Below are 16,962 nucleotides of genomic sequence, written 5' to 3'. Positions count from 1 at the left end.
GTCGATCATTCACTGGTAAGGGCCGTGACCGGGTCGAGCCGGGCAGCTTTGCGGGCCGGCATGAAGCCGAAGATGACGCCGGTGACCAGGGCGCAGGCGAAGGCGCCGAGCACTGCGGCCAGGGAGAAGGCCACTGCCACTTCGCTGAGGATCAGGATGCCGCCGATGATCAGGGCCACGCCGATGCCGGCCAGGCCGCCGACCACCGAGAGCATCACCGCTTCGGTGAGGAACTGGCGCAGGATGTCGCGCTGGCGGGCACCGGTGGCCATGCGGATACCGATTTCCCGGGTGCGTTCGCGCACGGTCATAAGCATGATGTTCATCACCCCGATGCCGCCCACCAGCAGCGAGATCGCGGCGATGGCACCGAGCATCAGCGACAGTGTGTTCTGGGTTCGGGCCTCGGCCTGGATCATCGCGGCGTTGTTGGTCAGTTCGAAATCGCGCTTGCCGCCGTGCATGCGCAGCATCAGTTCATCGATCTCCTGTTCGGTCTGCTTGACCCGGCTGGCATCGGCGGCGGCAATCGCTACGTACTGCGGGTTGTGGTCGCCGAACAGGCGGATGCTGGCGGCGGAGTAGGGCACGGCGATGCGGTCGTCACTGTCGCTGTCGCCGGAACTGGCGCCTTTTTCCGAGAGTACGCCGACCACCTGGAACGGCACGTTTTCGATGAGGATGTACTGGCCGATGGGGTTGGTCACGTCCTTGAGGAGCTTTTCCCGGACCTTGTGGCCAATCACCGCCACTGCCGCCGCCGAGCGTTCGTCGGCCTCGCTGAAGTAGCTGCCCTGGGCCACGGGCCAGTTGAAGATATCCGGGAAGTTGGTGTCGTTGCCGCCCACGTAGCTCATGTAGTCGGCGTTGCCGAAACGCACCCCGGCCTTGGCGCCGTTGACGGCCATGATGCGTTTCACCTGGGGCAGGTTGGCCAGGGCTGCGACGTCATCGAGGGTGACGATGCCTTCCGGGGTGCGCGGGTTGGGTGAATAGCCGCTCAGGTAGATGATGTTCGAGCCAAAGGCGCCCATCTGCGCCATCACCTGGCGCTTGCTGCCTTCGCCCACTGCCAGCATCACCACCACCGAGGCCACGCCGATGATGATCCCCAGCAGGGTCAGGGCGGTGCGGAAGCGGTTGATCCACATCACCCGCCAGGCGGCCTGGATCGCTTCCAGCAGTTCGCCTTTCCAGGCACCGGTAGGCTCGCTGCCGTCGGCCAGGCGCTGGCGCAGGTCCACCGCCTGCAAGGCGCCGGCATTGGCGCTCAGTTGCACCGACGGGTCCTGGTGGGCGGTGTCGCTGATGATCTCGCCGTCGCGGATCTCGATGATGCGCTTGGCCCGGGCTGCCACTTCACGGTCGTGGGTGATGAGGATCACCACGTGGCCCTGGCTGGCCAGTTCGTCCAGCAGGGTCATGACTTCGGCGCCGCTGTGGCTGTCCAGGGCGCCGGTGGGTTCGTCGGCGAGGATGATGTGGCCGCCGTTCATCAGGGCGCGGGCGATGGACACCCGTTGCTGCTGGCCTCCGGACAGTTGATGCGGGCGGTTGCCGCTGCGACTGGCCAGGCCCAGGCGCTCCAGCAGGGCGGCGGCGCGGGCGTGGCGTTCGGCGGTCGGGGTGCCGGCGTAGATGGCCGGCATCTCGACGTTTTCCTGGGCCGAGGCCGAGGGGATCAGGTGGTAGCCCTGGAACACGAAGCCAAAGGCTTCGCGGCGCAGCCAGGCCAGTTCGTCGCTGTCGAGCTGGGCGACGTTCTCCCCGGCGAACAGGTACTCGCCGGAGGTGGGGCGGTCCAGGCAGCCGAGGATGTTCATCAGGGTCGACTTGCCGGAACCGGAGGCGCCAACGATGGCGACGAATTCCCCGGCGTGGATCGACAGGTCGATGCCCCGCAGGACATCGACTTGCGGGCTGTCGCCGCCGCCGTAGGATTTGCGGATGTCTCTGAGGTCGATCAGCGGAGTCTGCATTCAACCCCCGCTGCTGTTGGCCGGGCCGATCAGCAGGTGATCGCCTTCGTTCAAACCGTCCAGTACCTGGATGCGCAGGCGGTCGCTGATGCCGACTCGGACCTTGCGCTCGTCGATCGAACCGTTCTTGGCCACCACGCGGGCAATCTGCAGGTCCGGTTCAGTACTGCCCTGCAGAGCGGCGATGGGGGCGGTGAGGACATTTTTTGCCTGGTTGGCGACGAAGAACACTTGGGTGGTCATTTCCGCCATCAGCGCGTTGTCGGCGTTGTCCACGTCCAGCAGCACGGTATAGAGCACCACCCGGCCGCTGCCGCTCTTGCTGGTGCTGGTGGGGCTGCCGCTGCCCTGGCTGGTTTCGTTCAGGGGCTTGGGCGGGATCGGCAGGATCTGCCGCACGGTGCTGGTCCAGCGCCGGTTGCCGCCGCTCAGGGTGGTGAAGTAGGCGTGCATGCCGGGTTTGACGTGGCCGATATCGGCTTCCGAGACTTCGGCCCAGACGGTCATGGGCGAGAGTTTGGCGATGCGCAGGATCAACGGCGTCTGCTGCTGGGCGTTGAGGGTCTGGCCTTCGCGGGCGTCCACCGCGACCACGGTGCCGGACATGGGGGCGTAGATGCGCGTATAGCCCAGCTCCGCCTGGTCGCTGCGCAAGCTGGCCTGGGCCTGGCGGATCTGCGCCTTGTACATGTCAATCCGCGCCTGGGTGGCCTTGAGTTCGGCCTGGGCGGTCTGTACGTCTTCTTCGCGAGTGGCGCCGCCGGCCGCCAGGTTCTGTTGGCGCTGGTATTTCTGTCGGGCCAGTTGATTCTGGGCGTACTGCTCTTGCAACTGGGCTTGCAGGTTCTCGATGGAGAAACGGCTGGCGTCGAGCTTGGCCTGTTGGGTGGAGGGGTCGATTTCCACCAGCAACTGGCCTTCCTTGACCTGGTCGCCGGACTCGACGTGGATCTTGCGGATCTGCCCGGAGGCCTGGGCGCCGACGTCGACATAGCGCCGAGGCTGCAGGGTGCCCAGGGCGGTGACGCTGCTTTCTATATCGCCGCGGCTGACTTGCACCGTCGCGAACTGATCCCGTCCAGGGGGAATGACGGTCCAGGCAGTGATGGCTACAACGGGAATCAAGCAGAGTGCGGCAAGCAGGGCGCGTCGGGTATGTCGGGGACGTTTCATGCAGGGTTCCGGCCAGGGGAAATCGGCCCGTCACAACTGCCGGCCGCACAAGGGGCAGCCAGGCTTGCGGCTGCCGCAGGAACGGCAGAGACGGGGAACTGTCAGGTAAACGAGATGCCGGGGGGGGAATTTAACTGCCGACACATGGCGTTACAGCTGTCGGAATACTGAAAATAAACCCACCGCGGCACTGCGGTACTTTAAATCTATATGAGAATTACTATAAATTACGCCGCTACTAAACAGCCATCACGAATTACCGGGTGCAATCGGCCATTGCCGGTCTTGCTCAAGGACAGAATCGCCCCAGTGGGCGCTCGGGAGCCCTGTTGGAAAACTACTATCGCGAGCTGATGTGCTTCCTTAACGCCAAGCTGGGCAATCGCCAGGTGGCCGAGGATGTGGTGCACGACGCTTATGTGCGGGTCCTGGAGCGCTCCAGCGATACCCCCATCGAGCAGCCGCGGGCGTTTCTCTATCGTACGGCCCTGAACCTGGTGATCGACGGCCATCGGCGCAATGCCTTGCGCCAGTCCGAGCCCCTGGAGGTGCTGGACAACGAAGAGCGTTACTTCAACCCTTCGCCGCAGACCAGCCTGGATCATGGCCAGCGCCTGGAAATGCTGCAACGGGCCCTGGCCGAGCTGCCCCGGCTGTGTCGCGAGAGCTTCCTGCTGCGCAAGCTCGAAGGCCTGTCTCACCTGCAGATCGCCGAACAGCTGGGGATTTCCCGCAGCCTGGTGGAGAAACACATCGTCAATGCCATGAAGCATTGCCGGTCGCGCCTGCGCCAGTGGGATGCTCAATAACGCGTTGCCGTTGAGACGTATTTAGTTAAATTTTTTTTCATTGTCCTCGTCCCTACTCAACAGACGATCTGCTGTCCTGCATGGGCCAGTCGGGTCACCGTGACACTTTATCCCCCGCGTTGAGGCGGTTTATCCAGAGGACACTGGAAATGACACAGGCAATTGCATCGGCCCACGTTCACGATTTGATCGGTATCGGTTTCGGCCCCTCGAACCTGGCGCTGGCCATTGCGCTGGAAGAGCGCGGGCAGGAGCACGGTCCGCTGGACGCGCTGTTCCTCGACAAGCAGGCTGACTATCGCTGGCACGGCAATACCCTGGTAACCCAGAGCGAACTGCAGATTTCCTTCCTCAAGGACCTGGTGACCCTGCGCAACCCCACCAGTCCCTATTCCTTCGTCAACTACCTCAAGCACCACGGGCGCCTGGTGGACTTCATCAACCTGGGCACCTTCTATCCGTGCCGCATGGAGTTCAACGACTACCTGCGCTGGGTGGCCGGGCACTTCCAGGAACACAGCCGTTACGGCGAAGAAGTGCTGGCCATCGAGCCGGTGCTGCACAACCAGCAGGTCGAGGCGTTGCGGGTGATTTCCCGGGATGCCCAGGGCAGCGAACTGGTGCGCACCACCCGTTCGGTGGTGGTCAGTGCCGGCGGCACGGCGCGGATTCCGGAAACCTTCAAGGGGCTCAAGGGCGATGCGCGGGTGTTCCACCATTCCCAGTACCTGGAACGCATGGCCAGCCAGCCCTGTGTCAGTGGCAAGCCGATGAATATCGCCATCATCGGCGGCGGGCAGAGCGCGGCAGAAGCCTTCATCGACCTCAACGACAGTTTCCCTTCGGTGCAGGCCGACATCATCATGCGCGGTTCGGCACTCAAGCCGGCGGATGACAGCCCTTTCGTCAACGAAGTGTTCTCCCCGGCCTTCACCGACCTGGTGTTCCAGCAGACTGGCAGCGAGCGCGAGCGCCTGGTCAGCGAGTACCAAAACACCAACTACTCGGTGGTGGACATCGACCTGATCGAGCGGATCTACGGGATCTTCTATCGGCAGAAGGTTTCCGGCATCGCGCGCCACACCTTCCGCACCATGACCACGGTGGAGAAGGCCACCGCCACCGATCTGGGCATCGAGCTTACCCTGCGCAACAGTGCCAGCGGCGAGCGCGAAGTGCGTCACTACGATGCTGTGGTCCTGGCCACCGGCTACGAGCGGCAGATGCACCGCCAGCTGCTGGCGCCTCTGCAGGAATACCTGGGCGACTTCGAAGTGGACCGCAACTATCGCGTGATCACCGACGAGCGCTGCAAGGCCGGTATCTACATGCAGGGCTTCAGTCAGGCCAGTCATGGCTTGAGCGACACCTTGCTGTCGGTACTGCCGATTCGTGCCCAGGAGATTGCCGAGTCGCTGTACGAACATGGCAAGACCCGCGGTCACAGCCGCTCGGTACGCGACCTGCTGCTGGCCACCGCCAGCTGATCAGCGGCAAGGCATTTTTGCGCACCTCTTCGCCGGCAAGCCGGCTCCTACGGTTGTCAGTGACAGTGTGGGGAGCCGTAGGCATCGGCTTGCCGGCGAAGGCGTTCCTGAACCTTGGCTGAAGAACTTTTCGATTCCCTCTGTCAGGGTTTTTCCCAGGTTTACTCTGCAAATAGTGCGGCGTAAGCTGCGCGCGTTTTCAATCAGTGGAGGCCCAGTGTGGGTACTTGTTCGAGTGACAGGAGTCGGCCGGTTTCAGTAACCGGCGCAGTCCCGGCAAGATAACGCGCAGCCTGTTCCTGCCGTTGTCTCGCCGTCCAGCGAGATGCGGCATCCCGATCGCGAACCTCTGCGGTTCGCTTCCCGACGTCACTTCCTGGCGACTTCTATTTTCCCTTCGACCCGGCCGGTTGCCGTGTCGTGGTGGCACCGACGCGCAGGTCCCGGACCTGCGGATCAGGCTTGCGTGGAGGATTTCTCCCTCCGGCACGCCCGGTCGTACCTGCCTGCGGTTTTCCCTACGCCGTTGCTGCAGGAGTCATCACCATGAAGCTCACCCTGTTGAAAGAGTTCTTTGCCGGCTTCCTGCGGACCCGGCATTTCGCCCGGCACTTCCGCCGCCTGGCCCTGTTGGATAGCTTCAATGACGCCAGTGTCAGCCGCGAGGTGCCGCCGACCCTGGCGCAAACCCTGGTGACCGCGGCCAACAGCGATGCTGCGCAACTGCTGGACCAGCTTGGCAGCCACACCGATGGCCTGAGCACCGAAGAAGCCGATGCCTTGCGTGAGCGTCACGGCCTCAACGAGGTCGAGCACGAGCAGGCGCTGCCCTGGTGGATTCACCTGTGGCACTGCTACAAGAACCCTTTCAACCTGCTGCTGACCCTGTTGGCAGTGATTTCCTGGCTGACCGAGGACATGAAGGCAGCCACGGTGATCTTCTCCATGGTGGTGCTGTCGACCCTGCTGCGTTTCTGGCAGGAGGCCAAGTCCAACAAGGCCGCCGATGCTCTCAAGGCCATGGTCAGCAACACCGCCACGGTGATGCGCCCAGGGTCGGCGCCCCAGGCTGCGCCGATGCTCGACCGCCTGTTGGGAGCTGCCGCCGAGGCCAGGGGCGCCCAGCGCATCGAGCTACCGATCAAGCAGTTGGTGCCCGGCGACCTGATCGTGCTCTCGGCCGGTGACATGATCCCCGCCGACTGCCGGGTACTCAGCGCCAAGGATCTGTTCGTCAGCCAGGCGGCGATGACCGGTGAATCCATGCCGGTGGAGAAGTTTCCCCGCCAGCAGGACGCCGACACCCGCAACCCTCTGGACCTGGACAACATTCTGTTCATGGGCACCAACGTGGTCTCCGGTTCGGCCACGGCAGTGATCCTGACCACCGGCAACAGCACCTATTTCGGCGCCCTGGCCCAGCGGGTCAGCGCCACCGACCGCGCGCCCACCTCGTTCCAGAGCGGGGTCAACAAGGTCAGCTGGCTGCTGATCCGCTTCATGTTCGTCATGGCGCCCCTGGTGTTGTTCATCAACGGCTTCACCAAGGGCGACTGGATGGAAGCGTTGCTGTTCGCCCTGTCCATCGCCGTGGGCCTGACCCCGGAAATGCTGCCGATGATCGTCACCTCGACCCTGGCCAAGGGGGCGGTGTTCCTGTCGCGCAAGAAGGTCATCGTCAAGCGTCTGGACGCCATCCAGAACTTCGGCGCCATGGACGTGCTGTGCACCGACAAGACCGGCACCCTGACCCAGGACAAGATCTTCCTGGCGCGGCACGTGGATGTCTGGGGCGAGGATTCCGATGACGTGCTGGAAATGGCCTACCTCAACAGCTACTACCAGACCGGGCTGAAAAACCTGCTGGACGTCGCGGTGCTGGAGCACGTCGAGGTCCACCGGGAACTGAAGGTCGGCACCGCCTTCCAGAAGGTCGACGAGATCCCGTTCGATTTCACCCGTCGGCGCATGTCGGTGGTGGTGGCGGAACAGGACCGGCCACATCTGCTGATCTGCAAGGGCGCGGTGGAAGAGGTGCTGGCGGTGTGCCGCAACGTGCGCCACGGCGAGGCCGAGGAAGCCTTGACCGACAGCCTGCTGGCACGGATTCGCCAGGTCACCGCCGATCTCAACGAAGAGGGCCTGCGGGTGGTGGCGGTGGCCGCGCGGCCGATGCTTGAAGGTCGCGACACCTACAGCCTGGCGGACGAGTGCGAACTGACCCTGATCGGCTACGTGGCCTTTCTCGATCCGCCCAAGGAAAGCACCGCTCCGGCCCTCAAGGCCCTGGCCGAGCATGGGGTGGCGGTCAAGGTGCTGACCGGCGACAACGAACTGGTAACGGCGAAGATCTGCCGCGAAGTGGGCCTGGAGCAGCAGGGCCTGCTGATGGGCAACGACATCGAACGCATGAGCGACGAGCAACTGGCCAAGGCGGTGGAAACCACCAACGTCTTCGCCAAGCTGACCCCGACCCACAAGGAACGCATCGTTCGCTTGCTCAAGGCCAACGGCCATGTGGTGGGCTTCATGGGCGACGGCATCAACGATGCCCCGGCGCTGCGTACCGCTGATATCGGTATTTCCGTGGACAGCGCGGTGGACATCGCCAAGGAAGCGGCGGACATCATCCTCCTGGAAAAGAGCCTGATGGTGCTGGAGGAGGGCGTGCTGGAAGGGCGCCGGACCTTCGCCAACATGCTCAAGTACATCAAGATGACCGCCAGCTCGAACTTCGGCAACGTGTTCTCGGTATTGGTGGCCAGTGCCTTCATCCCGTTCCTGCCGATGCTGCCGATGCACCTGCTGGTGCAGAACCTGCTGTACGACATTTCCCAGATCGCCATTCCTTTCGATAACGTTGACGAGGAGATGCTGAAGAAACCCCAGCGCTGGCAGCCGGCGGATGTGGGGCGCTTCATGGTGTTCTTCGGGCCCATCAGCTCGATCTTCGACATCAGCACCTTTGCCTTGATGTGGTACGTGTTCGACGCCAACACCCCGGATCACCAGACCCTGTTCCAGTCCGGCTGGTTCGTGGTGGGGCTGCTGACCCAGACCCTGATCGTGCACATGATCCGCACGCCGAAGATTCCGTTCCTGCAAAGCCGCGCGGCCACGCCGTTGCTGGTGATGACCGGGATCATCATGGCGGTGGGGATCTTCCTGCCGATGGGCCCGCTGGCGCACTACTTCAAATTGCAGGCGTTGCCGTCGCTGTACTTTGTGTTCCTGCCGCTGATCCTGCTGGCCTACATGGCCCTGACCCAGGCAGTGAAGGGCTACTACGTCCGCCGTTTTGGCTGGCAGTAATGCTGCCCTGTAGGAGCCAGCTTGCTGGCGAAGGCTTTCTTGCCAGCGAAAGTTACCCCGCAGACGAATGCGTCTCTGCCCGCGAAAGTTACCCTGCTGACGAAGGCGCCCTCACGGGCCTCTTCGTTGGCAAGCCAACTCCTACGGCAGGCCGTGCGCCCACCGCAGGCCATGAGACGTTCATGGACCGCTGCTAGAGTCCTCTGGTGCCATTCATGCCGCCCCGCTTAAGGACAGTTGCCATGCAAGCCCTGAACAACATCAATTTGGACTCGCTGATCGATACCCTGGTCAGCCTCAGCGCCGCCTTTATCCTCGGTGGCCTGATCGGTTTCGAGCGCCAGTACCGACAACGCACCGCCGGTTTGCGCACCAATGTGCTGGTGGCCGTGGGGGCGGCGATCTTTGTCGACATGGCCAACCGCCTGGGAGGCGCCGACGGCGCGGTGCGGGTGGTGGCCTATGTGGTCTCGGGTATCGGCTTTCTCGGGGCCGGGGTGATCATGCGTGAGGAGGGTAACGTCCGTGGCCTGAATACCGCCGCGACGCTCTGGGCGTCGGCTGCGGTGGGGGCCTGTGCCGGTGCCGATCTGGTTCTCGAAGCGCTGTTGGGAACCTTGTTCGTGCTGGCGGCCAACACTTTGCTGCGGCCCATCGTCAACAACATCAACCGCCAGCCCCTGGATGTGATTTCCGCCGAGGTCACCAACATCGTTTATGTGATTGCCCACCGTTCGAAACAGAAGGCGGTGTTCGCGCTGCTGGAGGCGGAGCTGGCGCGCAGCAACTACCCGGCCAGCGATGTCGACGTGCATGCCTTTGGCAACGATGAAGTGGAGATCGAGGCCACCCTGGCCACCACCTCGGTGGACGGCGATGAACTGGATGCATTGGTGGCTCGCCTGTCTACCTCGTCCTTGGTGCATCAGGCTTTCTGGAGCCCGAGTACCACCGAGTGAATGGGGCCTGGCTGCTGGCAGCGTGCCGGCCCATTGCGTCCCCTCAGAGGTGTGTTGCCTAGTCTGGGAAAAGCCTTACAAAACCATGAGACCTTTCACCCTCTAAAAAAGCTGAGGGGCGATTAAGGTAGTTCGCAGCCTCGTAAAGGGTTGGAGATTGGGCCGGTGTGACAGCGGACTTGTCCGAAAAACCAACGGTAAGACTGAACTGGGGATGGTTTTCAGAATAATCCTAAAGAAAACCCATAAACACTTCCCTAGCCTTCTACCGATCTAGGAGGAAAGGCCGGCAATCGTCGGTCGTAGTCTCATGAGCAGGATCAGAAAAATGTCCAATAGAGCGCTGCGTATATTGATTGCCGATGATCAGCATTTTCATCGAATGCAGATCGAGCGAACACTTAACCAACTCAATTACTACCGTGTGGCTCCGGTGCACAGGCTTGAAGAGCTCCTGACGCTGGTGGAGTACGCCTGCGATCCGTTCGATCTGCTGATCATCAACGGCACCCTGGCTACTCACAGTGGTTTCGATTTGCTGGATTTCTGCCTGGACAACCCTCAGGTCGACCATGCACTGATTTACGACAGTCAGCGCTTCCCGCCGATTCCTAGCAGCCTGCGACACAGGATTCAGGCCAGCCGCGCCGAGCTGCCGGACAACGAGGCGATCAAGCGCCTGATGTTGCACATCGATCCGCCGCGGCTCAAGGCACCCAGGCCGGGTATCCAATGGCTGCCGGAACCGCAGCACGGCAGCTGGAGTGCCAGCGCCAGTTGATGTAACCGCGCTCTATGCAAAACGGCATCCCCAGGGGATGCCGTTTTGCGTTGCGCGATAAACAATCGGCAGTCAGTCCCACGGCGATTTGTTCGATCAAGGCGCAGGTGGTGCTGTTCAGGCCATGTCGCTCTGGCTGAATTCCTCGCCGAGAAAGTCGATCAGGCTGCGTACCGAAGGCAGCAGGCCGCGGCGCGACGGGAAGATGGCGTGGACGATCCCGCAGCGCGGCGCCCAGCCGGGCACCAGTTCCAGCAGACGTCCGGCGTCCAGGTCCTCGCGGACCACCACCTTGGGCAAATGGGCGATGCCGACGCCCGCCAGCACCGCATGGCGCAGGGCCAGCAAGTCGTCGGTGACCATTCGCGGCCGATGGCGGATCAAGGCTTCGGCGCCGTCGGGCCCCAGCAGTTGCCATTGGTAATCGCGCTGCGCCGCGCCCCAGTGCAGGCTCGGCAGGCCACTGAGGTCCGCCGGTGCGGCCGGACTCGACAGGCGCTGGAGAAAGTCCGGATGGCCCACCAGGCTCTGGGTGCTGTTGCCCAGCACCTTCATTACCAGATCGGTATTTTCCAGGGGCGGGAAACGCACTCGCAGGGCAATGTCGAAGCCCTCGTGGATCAGATCGACCCGGCGGTTGGTGCTTTCAATGAACAGCTCCACCAAGGGGTACTTGAGCATGAAACGGGTGAGCATCGGCCCGACCCAGGAGTTGAGCAGGGCAGTGGGGCAGGCCACGCGCACCAAGCCTTGAGGTTCGGAGCGATTGCGTTCGATGACTTCCGCCGCACCCTCGGCTTCCACCCGCATGGCCAGGCAGCGCTGGTAATACTCCTGGCCGATCTCGGTCAGCGAACAGTGGCGGCTGGTGCGCTGGATCAGGCGCACGCCGAGGCGCTCCTCCAGCTGGGCAATCCGTCGGCTGAGCTTGGACTTGGGCATGTCCAGGGCGCGCCCGGCGGCGGCGAATCCTCGGTGCTCCACCACTTGGGTGAAGTAGTAGAGGGTATTCAGGTCTTCCAAGATCGTTCTCCAAATAGAACGCTAAGGGCGATTTTTGCAGTCTAGCGCGGCAAAGGTGTGAGTTTTAAGGTGTGTCCATCAGATAGTTCTGGAGGACGACATGAAAAACATCATCGGCATCTACACCAGCCCCCGGCCTCACTGGGTCGGTGACGGCTTCCCGGTCCGCACCCTGTTTTCCTACGACAACCTGGGTCAGCACATCAGCCCGTTCCTGCTGCTGGATCACGCCGGTCCCGCCCAGTTCAGCCCTACCAGCGCTCGCCGCGGCGTCGGCCAGCATCCCCATCGCGGCTTCGAGACAGTGACCATCGTCTACGACGGCGAAGTGGAACACCGTGACTCCACCGGCAGCGGCGGCACGATCGGTCCGGGCGACGTGCAGTGGATGACCGCCGCCTCGGGGATTCTCCACGAGGAGTTCCATTCCGCCGATTTCGCCCGGCGTGGCGGTCCTCTGGAAATGGTCCAGCTGTGGGTCAACCTGCCGGCGAAGAACAAGCTCGCAGCCCCCGGTTACCAGACCATCGTCGCGGCGGACATCCCGCAGATCCCGCTGCCCGGCCATGCCGGCAGCCTGCGCCTGATCGCCGGTGAGTTCGGCGGTCAGCGCGGTCCGGCACAGACCTTCACCCCGATCGACGTCTGGGACATGCGCCTGCTGGCCGGCAAGCACCTGGAGCTGCCCCTGCACCCGGGGCGCAACACCGCCCTGGTGGTGCTGCGTGGCACGGTCCAGATCAATGGCCAGGAGCGGGTAGCGCAAGGGCAGTTGGCGCTGTTGGAGCGCGAGGGCGACCTGATCAGCCTGCAGGCCGACAACGACGCGATTGTGCTGTTGCTCAGCGGCGAGCCCATCGACGAACCCATCGTCGGTCACGGCCCGTTCGTAATGAACAGCGAAGAGGAGATTCATCAGGCCTTCGTCGACTTTCAATCGGGCCGCTTCGGCCAGATGGACGCCACCGGGCACTGACCGGCAGCGCTGGCGCGGCGCGCATGGCCGACTAGGCTCTGCGAGTCGCGCGCTATCCCCAATGTCCGCCCTCACGCTGCAGGTGCGGCCATGGGTTTAACCCCAGCCGGGTTATCCGGCATCGATCATTAGCGAGGACTCACCATGACTAACGCCTACAAACGTCTCGACAAGGAAAACGCCGCCGTTCTGCTGGTCGACCACCAGGCCGGCTTGCTGTCGCTGGTCCGCGATATCGAGCCCGATCGCTTCAAGAACAACGTGCTGGCCCTGGCTGACCTGGCCAAGTACTTCAAGCTGCCGACCATCCTCACCACCAGTTTCGAAACCGGTCCCAACGGCCCGCTGGTGCCGGAGCTCAAGGCGCTGTTCCCCGACGCGCCGTACATTGCCCGTCCCGGCCAGATCAACGCCTGGGACAACGAAGACTTCGTCAAGGCGATCAAGGCCACCGGCAAGAAGCAACTGATCATTGCCGGGGTGGTCACCGAAGTCTGCGTGGCCTTCCCGGCGCTCTCGGCCCTGGAAGAAGGTTTTGAAGTCTTCGTGGTCACCGATGCCTCCGGCACCTTCAACGCGCTGACCCGGGACTCGGCCTGGAATCGCATGTCCAACGCCGGCGCGCAGTTGATGACCTGGTTCGGCCTGGCGTGCGAGTTGCACCGCGACTGGCGCAACGACGTCGAAGGCCTGGGCACCCTGTTCTCCAACCACATTCCCGACTACCGCAACCTGATGACCAGCTACAACACCCTGACCCAAGGCCAATAAAGCCCCGGCAGCGGCGGGCATCGCGTCCGCCGCTGTATGGCATGGCCTCATCACCGGTTTTTGTCTTTTCCAGCTATACCTGCCCCAGCGTTTTTCGTGCGATCTTGCCGCCATTGTCCTGCTGGAGTTGCTCGATGCTTGCCCCATTCGCCGATCACCTGCTGTTGGCCGCGTTGACGCTGTTGCTGCTGGACCTTGCCCTGTGGCACCTGATCGGTCGCCAGGGCGATCGCTGGAAGCTGGCGGTACGGGTGCTGATCTTTTGCCTGTACAGCCTGATGCTGTTCAACCAGGGCCTGAGCCCCATGCAGACGGCGCCCTGGCCGGACGATGTGCCGTTGCACCTGGCGGCCACCGGTTTGCAGATCGGCTGGTGGCTGTTCGGTGCACGGACCCTGACGGTGTTGCTGGGCACCCTGATGATGCAGCGGGTTGGTCACACCGGGCGGCTGCTGCAGGACTTGATGGGCGCGGTGATCTTCCTGATCGCCATCATCGCCGCCCTGGCCTACGTGCTGGACCTGCCGGTCAAGGGCGTACTGGCCACCTCCGGGGCGCTGGCGATCATCGTCGGCCTGGCCTTGCAAAGCACCCTCAGCGACCTGTTTTCCGGGTTGGTCCTCAATACCACCAAGCCCTATCAGATCGATGATTGGATCGCCATCGACGGCACTGAAGGCCGGGTGGTGGACATCGATTGGCGGGCAACCCGGCTGCAGACCTCCCAGGGCAGCATGGTGGTGATCCCCAACTCCCTGGCGTCCAAGGCCAAGATCACCAACTTCAGCCGCCCCAGCGATATCTACGGTTTATCCATCAGCGTGCAGGTCAGCCCCCACGCTCGCCCGCAGAAGGTCATCGAGGCCCTGGAGCGGGCCATGCTCGGCTGCCGTTTCCTGCTCGGCAGCCCGGCCCCCAGCGTGGCCCTGAAAAGCTCCGGCAGCAGCGGCGCGGAGTACGAGATCAGCGGCTTCGTCGCCACCATGGGGCAGAAGCGCGAAGTGCGTAACCAGCTGTTCGACCTGGCATTCCGTCATCTGCAGGCCAGCGGCATCAGCTTGCTGTCCAGCGACGAGCCGGTGCAGAACCAGGCGCTGTCGCGACCTCGGGCGCTGCTGGACGCCTCCAGTATCTTTTCCACCCTGCGCCAGGAAGAGAAGGACACCTTCAGCCAGAACATGCAGCTGCAGACCTTCCGTGCCGGCGAAATCATCCTGCCGGCGGGGGCGGTCAGCGATCACCTGTTCATCATCGAGTCCGGTGTGGTGTCGGTGACCATGCAGCGTGACGGCAAACCCTTTGAAGCCGGGCGCATGGGCCCGGGTGAAGTGATTGGCGAAGCGGGCGTGGTGGCCGAGCAGGCCACGATCGCGGAGTTTTCGGCCAAGACCTTCTGCAGCCTGTACCGCATCGACAACGAGTTCCTCAAACCCTGCCTGGATGCCCGTCACGACATCGGCGACGCCATGAAGACCCTGCTGGACTTCCGCCAGCACATTGCCCAGAGCCTGGCCCAGTCGCCGCCCAAGCCTGTGGCCAAGAAGGGCTTTCTGCAGTGGTTGCGCAGCCGCACCTGAGGTGCCCCGTCGCGGTTCCTCATTTGAAGTAGGCCCGGGGCGTGGTGCCGGTCATGGCCCTGAAAAAGGCGATAAAGATGCTGTCACTGGCAAAGCCCAGTTCGAAGGCGGCGTAACCGATGCTGCGGCCGGTGGCCAGCAGCTCGATGGCACGCATCAAGCGCCATTGCTGACGCCATTGCTGGTAACCCAGGCCCGTCTCGCGCTGGAAGATGCGGCCGATGGTGCGGCTGCTGGCGCCGACCCGGGTGGCCAGCACCTGCAGCTCCGGTGGCAGGCGCTGCAGGTCTTCCAGCAAGGGTTGCAGGCGCTTGTCCCGAGGCAGGGGCAAGGACAGTGGCTGGTGCAGCGCGGCGCCGATTTCCTCCAGGCACAGGCCCAGCAGGTGCGGGTAGCGGCCCTGGCTCCAGTCGCAATCGAACGCCGCCAGGGCCATGGGTTCCAGCACGGCGCGCAGCAAGGGACTGACATCGATCACCGCCACCTCCGCAGGCAAGCGCGGACTCAGTTCAACACTGAAGTACAGCGAGCGGTAATCCACGCTCTGTTGCATCTGCGCGCGGTGCTGCACCCCGCCGGGAATCCATGCCGCCCGCGAGGGAGGCAGCAGGCACAGGCGGTCGGCGAGGGTGATCCGGGTGCAGCCCTGGCGGGTGTACAGCAGTTGCCCGCGACGGTGCCGGTGCAGGCCGGAATCATGATCGCCGAGGGTAGCGGCAATGCCGATCACCGGCGCGCTGAAGGGGTCCGGGTCGAAGCGTGCCTGGGGATCGAGCCATGCCATCTTTGTCCGATTTCCACTGTTTATTGGCCAGGTTGCGATAATACGCCAGTGTCGCCTGCCTAGAATCGCCGGCATGTTTTTTTTGCCGAGCACCCACCTGATGAATCCCCGTTCCCTGTTGCCCCTGGCCATGGCCCTGCTGATGTTTGCGCAGATCGCCCAGACCCTCTTCAGCCCGGCCCTGACCGACATCGGCCGGGTCTTTGGCGTTCCTGCGCAGCAGGCGGCCCAGAGCCTGTCGGTGTTTATCCTCGGTTTCGCGCCGGGGGTGGTGCTCTGGGGACGCCTGAGCGATCGCTGGGGGCGGCGCCCGGCCTTGCTCGGCGGGCTGGCGCTGTATGCCCTGGCGCTGGTCCTGGAGTTGCAGGCTCGCAGCTTTGCCCAGTTGTTGCTGTGCCAGGGCCTGGCGGCGCTGGGGGTGGCCGCCTGTTCCGTGGTGACCCAGACCCTGTTGCGGGACCTGTTCCAGGGCCGCGAGCTGATCCGGGTGTTCTCGCTGATGGGCATGGTGCTGGCGGCCAGCCCCGCCATTGGTCTGTTTGTGGGGGCGGCCCTGAGCCGCGCTTTTGGCTATCAGGGCGCGCTGACGGGGTTGCTGGTGCTGGCCCTGGCGTTGCTCGGCTGGTGCGCCCGGGCCTTGCCGGAAACCCGTCCGCTTGCGCAGCCTCTGGCGCCCCTGGCCGGTACCTTGTGGCAGATGCTGCGGGACCCTGCGATCTGGCGCTCGGCGCTGCTGGTGGCGGTGTTCAACCTGGCCTTGCTCAGCTATTACAGCCTCGGGCCCTTTGTGTTCCGTGGCCTGGGGCAGGGCGCGCAATGGTTCGGCTACAGCGGCGCGTTGCTGGCCCTGGGCTCCGGCCTGGGTGCCTGGCTAAACCGCCGGCTGCTGGGCCGAGGCTGGTGCAGCGAGCGGCTACTGGTATTGGCGGCCCTGGCGGTGTTGGCCGGGGGCGGCGGGGTCCTGGCGTTGCAGCACAGCCTGTGGCTGGTACTGCCGATGTTCGGGGTGGTACTGGGGTTTGGCCTGGCGATCCCGAATATTCTCGGCTCGGCCCTGGCGGCCTACAGCGACCGGCTGGGCAGCGCCGGGGCCTGGTTCGGCTTGTTCTATTACCTGCTGATCGGCGCCGGCCTGCTGCTGGTGGGCTGGGGGCAGGTCCTGGGGCTGAGCCTTTGCCTGTGCGGCGTGGTGGCCCTGTTGCTGTGCCTGGGCGCGCGTCGCAGGTGAATGTCGGGTTTGCGACACGCGGTCGCCGCAGCGCCCCTGAAGGGTCCATTGTTTGATCATGATCAAGCCGTTGCCCGGCGCATCCGCGCAGCCTGTTGGCAGA

General features: G+C 63.7%; 13 protein-coding genes. 9 read left to right on the top strand and 4 right to left on the bottom strand.

Going from position 1 to position 16,962, the window contains the following annotated elements; all coding sequences use genetic code 11:
- Positions 1-5: 5 nt before the first annotated feature.
- Positions 6-1,979, bottom strand: coding sequence for a MacB family efflux pump subunit (locus tag FW796_RS31260; protein WP_446440655.1), 1,974 nt, complete (start codon positions 1,977-1,979; stop codon positions 6-8).
- The gene (locus FW796_RS31255) at positions 1,980-3,152 is read right to left on the bottom strand and encodes an efflux RND transporter periplasmic adaptor subunit (protein ID WP_346636145.1); all 1,173 of its coding nucleotides are present in this window, start codon (positions 3,150-3,152) and stop codon (positions 1,980-1,982) included. It abuts the gene before it with no gap.
- A gap of 275 nt (positions 3,153-3,427) precedes the next feature.
- Between FW796_RS31255 and FW796_RS31250 the strand changes: the two genes are divergently transcribed.
- The 5 genes from FW796_RS31250 (at position 3,428) to FW796_RS31230 (ending at position 10,500) form a co-directional block, all read left to right on the top strand.
- Positions 3,428-3,961 carry a sigma-70 family RNA polymerase sigma factor gene (locus tag FW796_RS31250; protein WP_402887581.1) on the top strand — a complete coding sequence of 178 codons (534 nt, stop codon included), beginning with the start codon at positions 3,428-3,430 and terminating at the stop codon, positions 3,959-3,961.
- A gap of 149 nt (positions 3,962-4,110) precedes the next feature.
- Complete coding sequence (locus tag FW796_RS31245; protein ID WP_404937364.1) at positions 4,111-5,448, top strand: lysine N(6)-hydroxylase/L-ornithine N(5)-oxygenase family protein; 1,338 nt, start codon at positions 4,111-4,113, stop codon at positions 5,446-5,448.
- Positions 5,449-5,994: 546 nt separating this feature from the next.
- Complete coding sequence (gene mgtA, locus FW796_RS31240) at positions 5,995-8,760, top strand: magnesium-translocating P-type ATPase (RefSeq protein ID WP_404937363.1); 2,766 nt, start codon at positions 5,995-5,997, stop codon at positions 8,758-8,760.
- A gap of 242 nt (positions 8,761-9,002) precedes the next feature.
- Positions 9,003-9,719, top strand: coding sequence for an MgtC/SapB family protein (locus tag FW796_RS31235; RefSeq protein WP_346636141.1), 717 nt, complete (start codon positions 9,003-9,005; stop codon positions 9,717-9,719).
- A 328-nt stretch (positions 9,720-10,047) separates the two neighbouring features.
- A complete protein-coding gene (locus FW796_RS31230; RefSeq protein WP_346636140.1) occupies positions 10,048-10,500 on the top strand; it encodes a response regulator in 453 nt (150 codons plus the stop codon).
- A 117-nt stretch (positions 10,501-10,617) separates the two neighbouring features.
- Here FW796_RS31230 and FW796_RS31225 read toward each other — a convergent pair whose 3' ends face one another.
- A complete protein-coding gene (locus FW796_RS31225; RefSeq protein ID WP_346636201.1) occupies positions 10,618-11,526 on the bottom strand; it encodes a LysR family transcriptional regulator in 909 nt (302 codons plus the stop codon).
- Between the two features lie 97 nt (positions 11,527-11,623).
- Here FW796_RS31225 and FW796_RS31220 point away from each other — a divergent pair, with 97 nt between their 5' ends.
- The 3 genes from FW796_RS31220 (at position 11,624) to FW796_RS31210 (ending at position 14,847) form a co-directional block, all read left to right on the top strand.
- Positions 11,624-12,499: a pirin family protein gene (locus FW796_RS31220; RefSeq protein WP_446440654.1), complete on the top strand. Its 876-nt coding sequence runs from the start codon at positions 11,624-11,626 to the stop codon at positions 12,497-12,499.
- Positions 12,500-12,643: 144 nt separating this feature from the next.
- On the top strand, positions 12,644-13,270 hold the full coding sequence (gene ycaC, locus FW796_RS31215) for an isochorismate family cysteine hydrolase YcaC (protein WP_102861744.1): 627 nt from the start codon (positions 12,644-12,646) through the stop codon (positions 13,268-13,270).
- Positions 13,271-13,404: 134 nt separating this feature from the next.
- Entirely contained in the window at positions 13,405-14,847 is a 1,443-nt protein-coding gene (locus FW796_RS31210; protein WP_346636138.1) for a mechanosensitive ion channel family protein, read from the top strand.
- A gap of 19 nt (positions 14,848-14,866) precedes the next feature.
- On the opposite strand, the gene FW796_RS31205 is transcribed toward FW796_RS31210, so the two are convergent.
- A complete protein-coding gene (locus FW796_RS31205; protein WP_346636137.1) occupies positions 14,867-15,631 on the bottom strand; it encodes an AraC family transcriptional regulator in 765 nt (254 codons plus the stop codon).
- A gap of 100 nt (positions 15,632-15,731) precedes the next feature.
- Here FW796_RS31205 and FW796_RS31200 point away from each other — a divergent pair, with 100 nt between their 5' ends.
- A complete protein-coding gene (locus tag FW796_RS31200; RefSeq protein WP_446440653.1) occupies positions 15,732-16,859 on the top strand; it encodes an MFS transporter in 1,128 nt (375 codons plus the stop codon).
- Positions 16,860-16,962 lie beyond the last annotated feature (103 nt).

This window comes from Pseudomonas sp. 910_21 (genome assembly GCF_052850735.1).
The sequence above is the reverse complement of the archived record's forward strand: the minus strand, read 5'-3'. Positions and strand labels throughout refer to the sequence as shown.